At 62.0% G+C, this 14,236-nt stretch carries 12 protein-coding genes and 2 tRNA genes; 7 read left to right on the forward strand and 7 right to left on the reverse strand.

Going from position 1 to position 14,236, the window contains the following annotated elements; all coding sequences use genetic code 11:
- Window positions 1–151: 151 nt before the first annotated feature.
- Both LNV06_RS19580 and ppc read right to left on the reverse strand, forming a co-directional pair.
- The gene (locus tag LNV06_RS19580; protein ID WP_263539973.1) at window positions 152–355 is read right to left on the reverse strand and encodes a YjfB family protein; all 204 of its coding nucleotides are present in this window, start codon (window positions 353–355) and stop codon (window positions 152–154) included.
- A 136-nt stretch (window positions 356–491) separates the two neighbouring features.
- Entirely contained in the window at window positions 492–3,341 is a 2,850-nt protein-coding gene (ppc, locus tag LNV06_RS19585) for a phosphoenolpyruvate carboxylase (protein WP_411970138.1), read from the reverse strand.
- A 179-nt stretch (window positions 3,342–3,520) separates the two neighbouring features.
- Here ppc and hemC point away from each other — a divergent pair, with 179 nt between their 5' ends.
- The 6 genes from hemC to LNV06_RS19615 all read left to right on the forward strand — a co-directional run bounded on the left by hemC (window position 3,521) and on the right by LNV06_RS19615 (window position 8,145).
- On the forward strand, window positions 3,521–4,453 hold the full coding sequence (gene hemC, locus LNV06_RS19590; protein ID WP_263539974.1) for a hydroxymethylbilane synthase: 933 nt from the start codon (window positions 3,521–3,523) through the stop codon (window positions 4,451–4,453).
- Window positions 4,450–5,271: a uroporphyrinogen-III synthase gene (locus LNV06_RS19595; protein ID WP_263539975.1), complete on the forward strand. Its 822-nt coding sequence runs from the start codon at window positions 4,450–4,452 to the stop codon at window positions 5,269–5,271. The genes hemC and LNV06_RS19595 overlap by 4 nt, the downstream gene beginning before the upstream one ends.
- On the forward strand, window positions 5,268–6,443 hold the full coding sequence (locus LNV06_RS19600; protein ID WP_263539976.1) for a uroporphyrinogen-III C-methyltransferase: 1,176 nt from the start codon (window positions 5,268–5,270) through the stop codon (window positions 6,441–6,443). The genes LNV06_RS19595 and LNV06_RS19600 overlap by 4 nt, the downstream gene beginning before the upstream one ends.
- A gap of 15 nt (window positions 6,444–6,458) precedes the next feature.
- Window positions 6,459–7,706 (forward strand): heme biosynthesis HemY N-terminal domain-containing protein, encoded by a 1,248-nt coding sequence (locus LNV06_RS19605; protein WP_263539977.1) that lies wholly within the window; start codon window positions 6,459–6,461, stop codon window positions 7,704–7,706.
- 60 nt (window positions 7,707–7,766) lie between these two features.
- Window positions 7,767–7,843: transfer RNA gene (locus tag LNV06_RS19610), tRNA-Arg, on the forward strand.
- Window positions 7,844–8,068: 225 nt separating this feature from the next.
- Window positions 8,069–8,145: transfer RNA gene (locus LNV06_RS19615), tRNA-Arg, on the forward strand.
- Window positions 8,146–8,225: 80 nt separating this feature from the next.
- Here the strand turns inward: LNV06_RS19615 and LNV06_RS19620 are convergent.
- Complete coding sequence (locus LNV06_RS19620; RefSeq protein ID WP_263539978.1) at window positions 8,226–9,368, reverse strand: CaiB/BaiF CoA transferase family protein; 1,143 nt, start codon at window positions 9,366–9,368, stop codon at window positions 8,226–8,228.
- 41 nt (window positions 9,369–9,409) lie between these two features.
- Between LNV06_RS19620 and greB the strand changes: the two genes are divergently transcribed.
- The gene (greB, locus tag LNV06_RS19625) at window positions 9,410–9,976 is read left to right on the forward strand and encodes a transcription elongation factor GreB (protein ID WP_263539979.1); all 567 of its coding nucleotides are present in this window, start codon (window positions 9,410–9,412) and stop codon (window positions 9,974–9,976) included.
- 3 nt (window positions 9,977–9,979) lie between these two features.
- Here the strand turns inward: greB and LNV06_RS19630 are convergent, their stop codons facing one another.
- The 4 genes from LNV06_RS19630 to LNV06_RS19645 form a co-directional block, all read right to left on the reverse strand.
- Window positions 9,980–12,259 (reverse strand): RelA/SpoT family protein, encoded by a 2,280-nt coding sequence (locus tag LNV06_RS19630; protein ID WP_263539980.1) that lies wholly within the window; start codon window positions 12,257–12,259, stop codon window positions 9,980–9,982.
- Window positions 12,260–12,369: 110 nt separating this feature from the next.
- Complete coding sequence (gene rpoZ, locus LNV06_RS19635; RefSeq protein ID WP_124452325.1) at window positions 12,370–12,573, reverse strand: DNA-directed RNA polymerase subunit omega; 204 nt, start codon at window positions 12,571–12,573, stop codon at window positions 12,370–12,372.
- Window positions 12,574–12,641: 68 nt separating this feature from the next.
- Window positions 12,642–13,262, reverse strand: coding sequence for a guanylate kinase (gene gmk / locus LNV06_RS19640; RefSeq protein WP_263539981.1), 621 nt, complete (start codon window positions 13,260–13,262; stop codon window positions 12,642–12,644).
- A gap of 23 nt (window positions 13,263–13,285) precedes the next feature.
- Complete coding sequence (locus tag LNV06_RS19645) at window positions 13,286–14,212, reverse strand: YicC/YloC family endoribonuclease (protein ID WP_263539982.1); 927 nt, start codon at window positions 14,210–14,212, stop codon at window positions 13,286–13,288.
- Window positions 14,213–14,236 lie beyond the last annotated feature (24 nt).

Raw genomic sequence — 14,236 nt, forward strand, 5'->3', positions numbered from 1 at the left:
GGCGCCCGGCCTGGGCTCGCAATTGAAGGCGGTCCGGCGGGTCATTCTTCTTGTCTGCAGGCTTGAGCTTACCGGAGGCGCCAGCATGCCGGTGTGGCATGACGCAAACAAGCGTGCGATAAAACGGCCGCGCGGGCTCAGGTCTAGGTGCTCAGGCGTAGGTATCCAGGCGCGTACCCAGGCTACCGCTGCTGGCCAGCGGTGGGTTGGGTGGCACGGCATTCAGCAGTTCCATCACTCCTTGCGCTTGCAGATGCATGGCCTTTTTGAGAACGCTGATCTGCGCCTCGGCTTGCACCGAACCCGTGGGGGCAGATCCGGCCTTGTTGACCAGTGCGGTATTGGCAAGATCCATGATGCGGGCTCCCAGGGGCTGCTGACTCTTGAGCTATCGGCCACTAGGCGCCCAGCTTGAGGCCTGAACGTTGGACGAAAAAAAGGCCTGCTCGGTGCGAACGCCGCTGCAGGCCCTCTTTTGTCTTACTTGGTTCTCAACCTGTGTTGCGCAAACCCGCCGCAATGCCATTGATGGACAAATGGATGCCGCGTTGCACACGCTCCATGGCCGGGTCCTCCGAACGTTTGTCCGCCGGAATGGCGCGGTAGCGGCGCATCAGCTCGACCTGCAAGTGGTTCAACGGGTCGATATAGGGGAAGCGGTGCTCGATCGAGCGGGCCAGCGCCGGATTGCCGGCCAAGCGCTGGGCTTCGCCGGTGATCAGGTTCAAGGCTTGTTGGGTGCGGCTGAATTCCTCTTGCACGGCGGCAAAGATCTTTTTGCCCAGACGCTTGTTCTCGACCAACTCCACATAGCGCTCGGCAATACCCATATCGGTCTTGGCCAGCACCATGTCAAGATTGGACAGCAGCGTACGGAAGAAGGGCCATTGCTTGAGCATGCGCTTGAGCAGGGCCAGGTTCTGCGAGTACTGCTCGCTGCCTTCCGCGCCCAAGAAGCCCATCACCGCCGAGCCAAAACCGCACCAGCCGGGCAGGGCTACACGGCTCTGACCCCAGCTGAAGCCCCAGGGAATGGCGCGCAGGTCTTCAATCGCCCGTGTGGCTTTGCGCGAGGCCGGGCGCGAGCCGATGTTCAGCTCGGCAATCTCGCGGATGGGCGTGGCGGCGAAGAAGTAATCGGCAAAACCGGCGGTGTCATAGACCAAGCCCCGGTAGGCTTTGAAGCTGGCGTCCGACAAGGTCTGGGCCGCTTCCAAAAAGCTCTTGGGCGCATTCTTGGTGGGGTGCAACAGGGTCGCTTCCAAGGTGGCGGCCACCAGGGTCTCTAGATTGCGCCGGCCGATCTCGGGGTTGGCGTACTTAGATGCAATCACCTCGCCTTGCTCGGTCAGGCGAATTTGGCCATTCACCGTGCCGGGAGGCTGGGCCAAGATGGCTTGATAGCTGGGGCCGCCGCCGCGACCCACGGTGCCGCCACGGCCGTGGAACAAGCGCAAGGTGATGCCGTGCTCGGCGCGCAAGGCGTCGAACATCTGCACCAGGGCAATCTCGGCGCGGTAGAGCTCCCAACTGCTGGTGAAGACACCGCCGTCTTTGTTGGAATCGGAGTAGCCCAGCATGATGTCTTGCTCGGCGCCACTGCGCACCAGCATGGCGGCCATGCCGGGCAGGGCGTAGAACTCCTGCATGATCTGCGGCGCTTCGCGCAGGTCGCCAATGGTTTCGAACAGCGGCGAGACGATCAGATCGCTGACGGCCGCGCGTTCGGCGTCGCCGTCCAAGGTGCCGCGCAGCAGTCCCACTTCCTTCAGCAGCAAGAGCACTTCCAGCAAGTCGCTGACCGATTCGGTGTGCGAGATGATGTAGTGGCGCAAGGACTCGCGGCCAAAGCGCTGCAGCGATTCGCGCGTCGCTTCAAAGATGGCCAGCTCGGTGACGCTGCGCTCGCTGTATTGAGCGCCATGCACGCGCAAGGGCCGTGCATCGTTGAGCAGGCGCAAGAGCAGCTCGCGCCTTGGAGCTTCACCCAAGCTGGAATAGTTCGCTTCGATGCGTGCGGTTTGCAGCAGCTCGGCGACCACGGCCTCATGCTGGTCCGAGCTCTGGCGCAGATCCAAGGTGGCCAGATGGAAGCCGAACACCCGCACGGCGCGCATCAGCGGCTTCAGGCGCGGCGCAATCAAAGCCTCGGCATGGTGGCTGCGCAAAGAGGCTTCGATCACGCGCAAATCGGCCAGCAGCTCGTCGGGGTTAGCGTAAGGCTGCTGGGGCGCCACCGCATGGCGCAAGGCCTCGGTGCCGGTCAGTTGATGCAAGGTGGCCGCCGCACGGGCATACATGCCGGTGAGGGCGCGCCGATAGGGCTCGTCCATGCGGTGTTCGTTGCGGTCCGGGCTGCGTTCGGCCAGTGCCTGCATTTCAGGCGAGATCTGGGCCAAGCGAGCCGAAATCGACAACTCCGCGCCCAGCTCATGGATCTCGGTCAGATAGTGGCGCAACGCCACCTCGCTCTGATGCGAGAGCGCATAACGCAGGGTTGCTGCGGTGACATTGGGGTTGCCGTCGCGGTCGCCGCCAATCCAATGGCCCATGCGCAAGAAGCTGTTGAAGTCATGCCCTGGCAGGGCTTCTTCCAGCTCGGCATAGAGCTTGGGGATTTGGCGCAAAAAGGTCGACTGGTAGTAGGACAGCGCGTTTTCGATCTCGTCTGCCACCGTCAGCTTGCTGTAGCGCAGCATGCGGGTCTGCCAGAGCTGGGTCACGCGGGCGCGGATCAGAGCCTCGTTGTCGCGCTTCTCGCGCTCGGTGTGCAGGCTGTCGCGCAGCTCCACCAACTGGGCCACGGCACGCTCGGCATCCAAGATGCTCTTGCGCTGGACTTCGGTGGGGTGGGCGGTCAGCACCGGCGAGATGAAGCCATGGTGCAGGGTTTTGGCGATCTCAGCGGGGCGCACGCCTGCTTCGTGGAGTCGCTCCAAGGCGAAACCCAGAGAGCCAGCTTGTTGGCTGCCGGCGCGCTCATGGATTTCGCGGCGGCGCACATGGTGACGGTCTTCGGCGATATTGGCCAGGTGCGAGAAATAGCTGAAGGCGCGAATCACGCTGACGGCTTGCTCGCCGCTCAAGCTCTTGAGCAGTTTGTCAAAGCTCTTGCCGGCCTGGGCGTCGGCCTTGTGGCGGTAGGCCACCGAGAGCTTGCGGATGCGTTCCACCAACTCGTAAACCTCGCGCCCCTCTTGTTCGCGAATCACCTCGCCCAGAATTCGGCCCAGCAGGCGGATGTCATCCATCAGCGGCTGGTTCTTGTCGGCACCGATCAGCTTGGGTGCGACGGATTTTGCGGAGACTCTTTTTGCGGACACTGGGGACTTGGGCGGCATGGCGGGGGCTCGTCAAAAGGGTGAAACCAGCATGTAACCAAGTTACATGCTTCTGACTTTAACAGTTTCTTTGAGGCAGTCGAAAACGCGCGCAAAGAGAGCTGCGCCTAATGTCAATTCAAGGCCCTGGCAACGCTGCGGTGTGGGGCCTTGGCGGCCTGCCTGCTAGCATTCGCCCCATGAGTGAAACCATTACCATTGCGACGCGCGAAAGCCGTCTGGCGCTGTGGCAGGCCGAATATGTGAAGTCCTTGCTGGAGCAGGATCTGGGGCTGCAGGTCAGCCTGCTGGGCATGACGACCCGGGGCGACCAAATCTTGGACCGCAGCCTGTCCAAGGTGGGCGGTAAGGGCCTCTTCGTCAAGGAGCTGGAGACCGCCCTGGAAGAAGGCGCGGCCCAGTTGGCGGTCCATTCCTTGAAGGATGTGCCCATGGAGCTGCCTGAAGGCTTCGAGCTGGTGGCGATTCTGGAACGTGAGGACCCGCGCGACGCTTTTGTCTCCAATCAATACGCTTCCCTCCATGAACTGCCGCAGGGCGCTGTGGTGGGCACCTCGAGCTTGCGCCGCGTGGTGCAACTCAAGGCCTTGCGGCCCGATCTCCGCATTGAGCCCTTGCGTGGCAATTTGGACACACGCTTGCGCAAGCTCGACGAAGGCGGCTATGACGCCATCGTGCTGGCCGCCGCAGGTTTGATGCGTTTGGGCTTGGCGGACCGCATCCGCTGCCGTTTCGAGACCCGCGAAATGATTCCCTGCGCCGGCCAAGGCGCGCTGGGCCTGGAGGTGCGCGCCGAGGCTGAGGCCTTGAAGGCGAAGCTCAGCCCCTTGATCCACACGCCCACGTGGTTGGCAACGCAGGCCGAGCGGGCGGTGTCGCGCAGCTTAGGCGGCAGCTGCAGCATGCCTTTGGCAGCCCATGCGCATTGGGGCGATGAGGCGGTGTTGACGATCGATGTGGCGCTGGGCGATGCCGAGCAGCCGGAGCGCGCGCTCTTGAAGGCGACGCTGAGCGAGGACGTTCAAACGGTGGCGCAGGCTTTGGCCTTTGGCGAGCGCGCCGCCCAAGCCTTGCGTGATCTGGGTGCCGGTAGCTATCTGCCCCAGGTTTGAGTGAGCTGATTGCCATGTCAGAAGCGCGGCTGATTCTGACCCGGCCGCGTCAGCAGGCCGAAGATTGGCTGCGGCGCCTGTCCCTGCATGGGGTCGCTGCCGCCAGCCTACCCCTGATCGACATCGTGCCCGGCGATGGGGCTGCGGCTGAGCAAGCTTGGTCGCTCTTGCCGGCCGCTGGCTTGGCCATGTTTGTCAGCCCCAATGCCGTGGCGCAGTTCTTTGCCCGTAGGCCTGCGGCGCAGACTTGGCCGCCTCAGACTTTGGCCGCCTGCGTAGGCCCTGGCAGCGCCAAGGCTTTGGTGGCCCATGGCGTCCCTGAACATTTGATCGTTCAACCGCCTTCGGATGCGCCCAGCCTGGACTCTGAGCACCTGTGGCCGGTCTTGCAGGCTCGCGGGCCGTGGGCGGGACGGCTGTGCTTGATGCTGCGCGGCGATGGTGGCCGCGAATGGCTGGCCGAGCGTTTGCAAGAGGCTGGAGCGCAGACGCAGTTTTTCAGCGTCTATCAACGGCGCTGCCCGCAGCTGAGTGAGACGGAGCAAGCGCTGCTGGAGCAAGCCTTGGCCGCGCCCGAGCGGCATGTTTGGTTGTTCAGCAGCGCCGAGGCCATTGGCTATTTGCAGCGCCTGGCAGGCGAGCAGACCGATTGGCGCGGGCTGAGATGCATCGCCACCCATGAGCGGATTGCGGCGCGAGCACGCGAGTTGCTCGGCCCAAAGGCGGGGCTTGTGGTTTTGGCGCGACCCGACGCGGCTGCAGTGGTCGAAGCCTTCCGTGCGATCCAGGGTCGACCCCTACAATCATTTTCACCGTGAGTGATACCCAACAAACCCCTTTTGAAGCCGCCAAGCCTGCGGGCGAAGCTGCTGTCGCTGCATCGGCGGCAATGGCTGCACCCGTCGCCGCTGGCTCTGGCTCTTTGCCCACCTGGGTGCCGGTCAGCGTCGCACTCTTGACCTTGAGTTCCCTGGCTGGCGTTGGCTTGGCCTGGCAAAGTCTGAGCCGGCAGCAGGCGCTTGAGCAAGAGCTGGTGAAACGCCAAACAGCGGTGCAGGCCGATGCGGGCGAGGCGCGCGCCCTGGCTCGTCAGTCTCAAGACCTGACCCGCGATACCGCCGCCAAGGTGGCTTTGCTGGATGCGCGCTTGGCCGAGGTGTCTTTGCAGCGCGGGCAGTTGGAAGAGTTGATCCAGTCGATGTCCCGCTCCAGAGATGAGAACGTGATCGGGGATATTGAAGCCTCGATTCGGGTTGCGCTGCAGCAGTCCACCATCACCGGCAGTGCCGAACCTTTGATCGCCACCTTGCGGCAGGCCGACGAGCGCTTGCTGCGCTACAAGCAGCCGCGCATGGAAGGTGTGCGCCGCGCGGTGTCGCGCGACTTGGATCGGGTCAAGGCGGTTAGCGTGGTGGATATTTCCACCTTGACCATCAAGCTCGACGAAGTGGTGCGCTTGCTGGATGAGTTGCCGCTCTTGTCCAGCGCCGATTCACTTCATGTCCCTGACGCGGCGGCGCCGCGCGAGGAAAAGACCAACAGCACGCGCAAGCCCTCGGCGAGCGTGGCCGCCAGGGCGCCGGACCCGGCTGATGGCGTGCTGGCGCAGTGGTGGTGGCAGGCCAAACGAAGCCTGAGCGAAGGCGCCGGGCTGGTGTGGGGCGAGGCCAGAACCTTGCTGCGTGTCACCCGCATCGATCATCCCGAAGCAGCATTGCTGACGCCGGACCAGTCTTTCTTTCTACGCGAGAACTTGAAGCTGCGCTTGCTGAATGCTCGGCTGGCTTTGTTGAGCCGCCAGTTCGATACGGCGCAGGCCGATCTACGGGATTCGCAAGAAATGCTGGGACGCTATTTCGACGCTCGCTCGCGCAAAGTGGCCTCGGCTGCGGATCTGATGCGGCAAGTTGCAGGTCAAGCTCGTCAGGTGAATGTTCCCCGGCCCGACGATACGCTGGCGGCCTTGACCGCGGCCGCGGCTGGACGTTGAGGCGGGGGCGAGTTCATGCGCACCATCATTTGGTTGGTTTTGCTCTTCGCTGTTGCGGTTGTCGCGGCCCTGGTTTTGGGTCGCAACGATGGCTTGGCGAGTTTTTATTGGAATGGGTGGCGGCTTGATGTCTCCTTGAACCTGTTCTTGCTGGTGCTGGTCGGCAGCTGCTTTGCCTTTGTGACCGCCATTCAAACGCTGAATTCCCTGACCAGCTTGCCAAGGCGTGCGCGCGAATGGCGCTTGGCCCAGCGTGAGCGCACGGCGCAACTGGCTTTGCGGGAGTCTTTGGCCGAGTTTTTTGGTGCACGTTACGGGCGAGCTCAGAAGGCCGCTCAACGGGCACTCAGCATTCATGCCCAAACGCCCGACTTGGCTCAAGACGCGGGCTTCTTGGCCCTGGGTCATTTATTGGCCGCCAGCAGCGCGCACCGCTTGCAAGACCGACGTCGTCGCGATGAACAGTTGCAACTGGCGCTTGAGCTGTCACGCCGCAGTGCCGCGACCCGGCCGCAGGAAGAGGGCGCCTTGCTCTTGGCTGCCGAATGGGCCTTGGATGACCGTGATGCCAGCCGAGCCCTGGCCTTGTTGGCAGACCTGAATCCTGGCGTGGCGCGCCGCACCCAGGCTTTGCGCTTGAAGCTGCAGGCCACGCGTTTGGCCAAGCAGTCTTTGGAAGCTCTGCGCACCGCCCGCTTGCTGGCCAAGCATCAAGGCTTCTCCAAATCAGCAGCTCAGGGCTTGTTGCGCTCTCTGGCTTTTGAGGCCTTGGATGGTGCCCGCGATGTCGATCAGCTTCGCGCCGTCTGGCTGCAACTGGACGCGGCCGATCGGCGCGATGTCTTGGTCGCCGCGCGAGCCGCGCAACGCGCTGCGGTGCTCGGTGCGCCGGATGACGGGCGCGGCTGGTTGCGCCCCTTTTGGGATGATGTGGGCGAAATGCCTGCCGACGAGCGCGCGGTCTTGGCCGAGGCCTTGGTCCAAGTCTTGGCAGGTTTGGGGCCGGAATGGCTGCAACGCCTGGAATCTGCCGTTCAACGTTTTCCTCGAGACAAGTATCTGGCCTACGCCTTGGGTCACGCCTTGGCCGAGCGCCAGCTGTGGGGCAAGGCACGCTTGATGCTGGAGCAGGTTTGCGATGACCGCGAGATGTCAGCGGCAGCGCGGCGCCGCAGCTGGCTGATGCTGGCGCAAATGGCCGATCACGACGGCAATCAAGAGCGGCGCGCGCGCTGCCATGAAGCTGCGGCCTTGGTTCAGTAATGCAAATATGTGGCAAATTCTTGTCATGGTCATGAAAGTCATGCTATAGTGCAAGGCTTCGCGGCTGTAGCTCAGTTGGATAGAGTACTTGGCTACGAACCAAGGGGTCGTGGGTTCGAATCCTGCCAGCCGCACCAAAACAAGAAGAATAGAAACAAGGGTCAGTGATTAATCGCTGACCCTTTTTCAATATCTCAAATCGAGGACGGATACTCGTCAAGAGTTTTGGTTTTCGAGTCTGATTAAAAATCGGGCAAAGTTTTTTTGAAAAAGCGGCGAGAAGTTTTGAAAAGAATTTTTTGACGCAAATCGTTTTCCTCTTGTGTTGAATTAAAAATCAATGCTATAGTAGAGGGCTTGGAGCGGCTGTAGCTCAGTTGGATAGAGTACTTGGCTACGAACCAAGGGGTCGTGGGTTCGAATCCTGCCAGCCGCACCAAACTAATAAGAAGAGAGAAGGGCCAGTGAGAAATCACTGGCCCTTTTTCCGTTTGGGCTCACGGGTTTGTGAGTCTGGGGCTAGTTCTTGGCATTGGCGCGCTCGATCAAATCGGGTGGGAGGCCCAGTTCCGACAAGACTTCCTGCGTATGGCTGCCCGCCGCAGGGCCGGCTTGCGGTGCGCGAGGCTGGCTGCGAGAAAACCTAGGCGCCGCGGCAGGCTGCCATTGGCCGTTGACGCGTTGGAAATTGCCGCGTGCCAGCTGATGGGGATGGGCGACGGCTTCGTCCAGGCTCAGAATCGGCGCAAAGCAAGCATCGCTGCCTTCTAGCTGCTGCGTCCATTCGCTTCGCGTGCGGCTGCGTATGCGCTCGGCGACCCGAGCGCGCAGCGCGGGCCACTGCCTGGCGTCGAATTGGCAGGCTGGGTTTACGTCGCCCAAATCCAGCAGGCGCAACATCTCTTTGAAGAACTGCGGCTCGATGGCGCCCAGGGTGATGAAGCCTCCGTCCGCGCATTCAAATGCGTCATAGAAGGGGGATTGATGCATGAATAGATTCTGAGCATCGTCGGCAGGCCAGAGTCCGCTGCCACGCATCGAATGAACCAGCGCGCTCAAGCTGCCCACGCCGTCGATCATGGCCGCGTCAACGACCTGGCCGCGTCCCGAGCGCTGAGACTCCAGGATGGCGCAGAGCAGGCCGAATGCGAGGAACATGCCGCCGCCGGCCATGTCGCCGATCACTGTGGCGGGCAGGCTGGGCATAGAGCCGGGCCGTGCTGCAAGTGAGGCCACGCCAGTCAGGGCGACATAGTTGATGTCATGCCCTGCAGCATGTGCCAGAGGCCCACTTTGGCCCCAGCCGGTTACGCGCCCGTAGATCAAACGCGGGTTGCTGTCCTCAAAGACTGCCGGGCCTAAGCCCAGGCGCTCCATCACACCGGGCCGGTAGCCCTCGATCACAGCAGAAGCGCCGTTGATCAAGGCGATCGCGGCTTGCAGCCCGGCTTCTTGCTTCAGGTCCAGGCAAACTGAGCGCTTGCCGCGATTCATGGCTTCGCCACCGCTCAGGCTGCGCATTGATGCGGGGCGTTCGATGACGATGACGTCGGCTCCCATATCGGCCAGCAGCATGCCGCAGTAGGGCGCCGGGCCGATACCGGCCATTTCAATCACGCGCAGGCCTTGCAAGGAGCCGGAGTGAGCAGCAGAAGAGGGCATGGTTTGTCGAGGCAGCTTTTCTTGGCACGACAATACACGCCATGAGCAAGGCATTCACCAAGGAAAACGAGCAGCAAGATGGCGATGACGACGAAGTCGGCCTGCCTGCGCTGCCGCAAGGCACGCGCAACTACATGACGCCGGCTGGCTACGCGCGCATGCGGGCGGAGTTCATGACGCTGCTGGACGAAGAGCGCCCCAAGATTGTCGAAATCGTGTCCTGGGCTGCGAAGAACGGCGATCGCTCAGAGAACGGCGACTACTTGTATGGCAAGAAGCGATTGCGTGAGATTGATCGCCGCCTGCGTTTCTTGAGCAAGCGCCTGGACCTGGCTGAGGTGGCCGATCCCAGCGTTCATCATGGCAGTGAGCAAGTCTTTTTTGGCGCCACCGTGACCTACTGCAATGCCAAAGGTGATGAGCGCACCATCACCATCAAGGGCATTGATGAGTCAGACAGCTTGGCCGGCGAGGTGTCTTGGATCGCCCCAATTGCGCGTGTGCTTTTGAAGTCACGCGTGGGCGATGAGCTGCAATTGATGACGCCGGGCGGCGTCGAGCAGATCGAGGTGCTGGAGGTTAACTATCCAGCGCCAAGCCAGGCATGAACTTCAAGGCTTAACGCGCCAAACCCGCAGCACCACTGGCGAGCGTTTGAGGGTGCGCAAAACATCGGCCAGGTGCAGGCGGTCGCGAACCGACAGCAGCAGATTCATCTCGGCGGTTTCGCGCTGCTGAGATTCGTCATTCATCACGATATGGGTGATGTCAGCCTCGGCCGAGCTGACCGCGGCAGCCACCTGGGCCAGTACCCCTTTGCCGTTGTTCAAAAGAATGGACACGGCGGCTTCAAAGGGGCGGGTCAACTCCTCGGACCAATTGACGGCAATCCAGTGCTCGCTGTCTCGCTGGAAGAGGCGGCGGCCCACCGCACATTCGGCGGTGTGGACCAGCAAGCCTTCGCCGCGACCAAGATACCCCTTGATTTCATCTCCAGGGATGGGTCTGCAGCAGCTTGCCAGGCGTACCGAGGCGCCTTCGCTGCCATCCAGCGTGACCTGGCCTTGCGCCGGCGCGTCGTCGGCTGCAAAACGGCCCATGCTGAGCATGACGGCGTCGGGCCGCTGGCCTTGCTCGGCCAGCATGCGGGCTAGCTTTTTGGCGACGATGCTGGCGATCTTGCGGCCCAGACCGATTTCAACCAAGAGTTCGTCCACATGGCGGTTGCCGGCCCAGCGCGCGAGTTGCTGCCAGAGTTGCGCGGCGTGTGCATCCTCATCGCTCAAGCTGGGCAAGGCCAAGCCTTCGGCGCGCAGCGCCTGGGAGAGCATTTTTTCGCCCAAGTCGCGGGACTCTTCCTGCTCCAAGTTCTTCAGGAAGTGTCGGATCTTGGAGCGCGCGCGCCCGGTCCGCACAAAGCTCAGCCAGGCAGGGTTGGGGCGTGCGCCAGCGGCGGTGACGATCTCGATCACATCGCCGCTGCGCAGCTCGGTGCGCAAAGGCACCGGTTCGCCATTGATTTGCGCCGCCACGCAATGGTCCCCCACATCGGAATGGATGGCGTAAGCAAAGTCCACCGGCGTGGCGCCCTTGGGCAGGGCCATGATCTTGGACTTGGGCGTGAACACATAGACCGCATCAGGGAACAGGTCGATCTTGACGTGCTCCAAAAATTCGTTCGCGTCGCGGGTTTCGTCCTGAATGTCGATCAGCGACTGCAGCCAGCGCGAGCCCATTTGTTGGGCGCTTTGAGCGCTTTGGTTGTTGCCGGCGTTTTTGTAGAGCCAATGTGCGGCCACGCCTTTTTCGGCCACCATATGCATGGCCTCGGTGCGGATCTGAAATTCCACCGGCGTGCCCAGCGGGCTCACCAGCGTGGTGTGCAGTGACTGATAGCCATTCGGCTTGGGGATGGCGATGTAGTCCTTGAAGCGACCCGGTTGCGGCTTGTAAAGCTGATGCAGTACACCGAGGCTCAAATAACACTGCGACAAGTCGTCCACGACGATTCGAAAGCCAAAGATATCGCTCACCTGGGCAAAGCTCAGGTGCTTGTCTTTCATCTTTTTGTAGATCGAATACAGGGTCTTCTCGCGACCGTGGATCTCAACCTTGTGGGCGCTGTGCTCAAAAGCCTTCAGCACATCCCGCTCAATGCGCGAGACCAGGTCCCGGCGATTGCCGCGCGCTTTGGTGATGGCCTTGTCCAGCGCCGCATGGCGCCAGGGGTTGTTGTGTTGAAAGGAGAGGTCTTGCAGTTCGCGGTAGATCTGGTTCAGACCGAGGCGATGGGCGATGGGGGCGTAGATGTCCAGCGTTTCACGGGCAATGCGGCGGCGCTTGTGCGCGGCCATGGCCTCCATGGTGCGCATATTGTGCAAACGGTCGGCCAACTTGATCAGAATGACGCGCACATCGCGCGCCATGGCCAGCAGCATTTTGCGGAAGGACTCGGCCTGCGATTCTTCCTTGGTGGAGAACTGCAGTTTGTCCAGCTTGGTCAGGCCGTCGACCAACTCGGCGGTGGGCGCCTCGAAGCGCTCGATCAGCTCGGTCTTGGTGACGCCGCAGTCTTCCATGGCGTCGTGCATCAGCGCGGCCATGATGGCTTGGGCGTCCAGCCGCCATTCGGCGCAAATGCCGGCGACCGCAATCGGATGGGTGATGTAGGGTTCGCCGCTGGCACGGAATTGGCCCAGATGGGCTTCGTCCGCGAATTTATAGGCTTCGCGAATGCGCTTGATGTCGGCCTTGGGCAAATAGCTCAGGCGATGGACCAAGGCGTCAAACGATGCCGCCTCGGCCTCCGTCGGTTCGGGCGTTGCACGTAGGCCAGACAAGCCGCTCAAGGCGGCGGGCAGGCGAGAAACAGCAAATGATCGAAAACCCATGAGCCTAATTTACCGCATCAGCAGCAGAGGGCAGGGCTGAAAGGGCATGGAAACGACAACGGGCACCCGAAGGTGCCCGTTGATTCAGTTCAGTGGGGGTGAGCTGAGGCTCAGACCGGCACTTTGCGCAGCATTTCGATGCCGACTTCGCCGGCGGCGATTTCGCGCAGAGCGGTCACGCCAGGCTTGTTCTTGCTTTCGATCTTGGGGGTGTGACCTTGGCTCAGCATGCGAGCGCGGTAAGTCGCGGCAAGCACCAGCTGGAAGCGGTTCGGGATCTTGGTCAGGCAGTCTTCAACAGTGATGCGGGCCATATGAATTTTCCAGGTCAGGTGTTCAAAAATATTCGACAGCAGAAGGCACTTGAGAAGCCCAAGGCAGGTCAAGGGAGGTCCAGGGCCGTGAACACGGCCGAGCGGTTTCTGCGCTGAGCCGCGTATTTTAACCGCTGCGCATGAACAATCGCCTTCAAATCGAAAACTGCGGTGTCAAAAACCGCATTCACGACCACAAAGTCGAAGTTTTGCGCCTTCGCCACCTCGAGTCGGGCATTGGCCATGCGCTTGGCGATGACCTCGGGCTGGGTGTCGCCACGGCGCTTCAGGCGTTGCTCCAGCTCGTCCCAGCTGGGCGGCAAGATGAAGACCAAGACCGCGTAGGGAAACAGCTGTTTGATCTGCAGCGCACCTTGGAAGTCGATCTCCAGCACCACATCATCGCCATGTGCCATGCGGGCTTCGATGGCAGCGCGCGAGGTGCCGTAGAGATTGCCATGCACCTCGGCCCATTCGAAAAACTCGCCGCGATCGGCCATGGCGCGGAACTCTTCCGCGCTGGTGAACCAGTATTCGCGGCCATGTTGCTCTTGGCCACGCGGCGCGCGCGAGGTGTGTGAGATCGAGACGTCCAACTTGGCGTCCAGCTCCAGCAAGGCCTTGACCAGGCTGGATTTGCCGGCGCCGCTGGGGGCCGAAACGACGAAAAGATTGCCTGGGTATTCCATGCGGAGTGTTGCCGGTTGTGTGTTTATTCGATGTTCTGCACTTGCTCGCGCAACTGCTCCACGGCGACCTTCATCTCCACCGAGATATTGGTCAGCTCCAGCGCTGCGGCCTTGGAGCCCAAGGTGTTGGCTTCGCGGTGCAGTTCTTGGATCAGGAAGTCCAGGCGCTTGCCGATTTCGCCGCCCTTTTTGAGCAGGCGGGCAATTTCTTCCAGATGCGCGCGCAGGCGAGCCAACTCCTCGGCCACGTCGATGCGGATGGCGTAAGCGGCGGCTTCGTTGAGTGCCCGTTCGCGCAGGTTTTCTTCCGGAATCGTCTGGGCCGCGCCGGTGGTGGCGAGCGCCTCTTGCCAGCGCTCCAAAAAGCGTTGCTGTTGACGCTGCACGATGGCCGGCAGCATCGGCTCGGCCGCGTCGGCCAATTCGCGCAGACGGGCGATGCGTTCCATCAAAATGGCAACCAGCTTCTCGCCTTCACGCTCGCGCGCTTCCAGCAAACCCACCACGCATTGGCGTGCGGCTTCCAGGGCCGGTTCATCGAGCTTTTCAGTGGCGGAGCCGCCGCCCTTGCACCATTGCAAGGCTTCGTGCACCGACAGCGGCTGCGCTTTCGGCAGCCAGCTTTGTACGGTGTTTTCCAGGCGCGACAGCTTGTTGAGTTGATCCGCCTGCGGCTGCGGCCAAGCACCATCGCCTTCGCGCTGGGTGTTGATGCGCATCTCCACCTTGCCGCGTTTGAGCTTGGTGGTCAGCAGTTCGCGCAGGGCCGGTTCGAGTCCGCGCAACTCCTCGGGCATGCGCAGGCTCAGGTCCAGGAATCGGCCGTTGACCGAGCGCAGTTCAACCGTCACGCCGGCATGGGGGCTGGCATTGGAGACCGCAGTGTTTTCACTGGGGGCGGAGGGCTGCGAGCTGGCGCTGGCATATCCCGTCATGCTGTAGACTGGCATCTAGCGTCCGGTGTGTAAATAAAA

This window comes from Paucibacter sp. Y2R2-4 (assembly GCF_025717535.1).
In the GTDB taxonomy this organism is placed as follows: domain Bacteria; phylum Pseudomonadota; class Gammaproteobacteria; order Burkholderiales; family Burkholderiaceae_C; genus Paucibacter_A.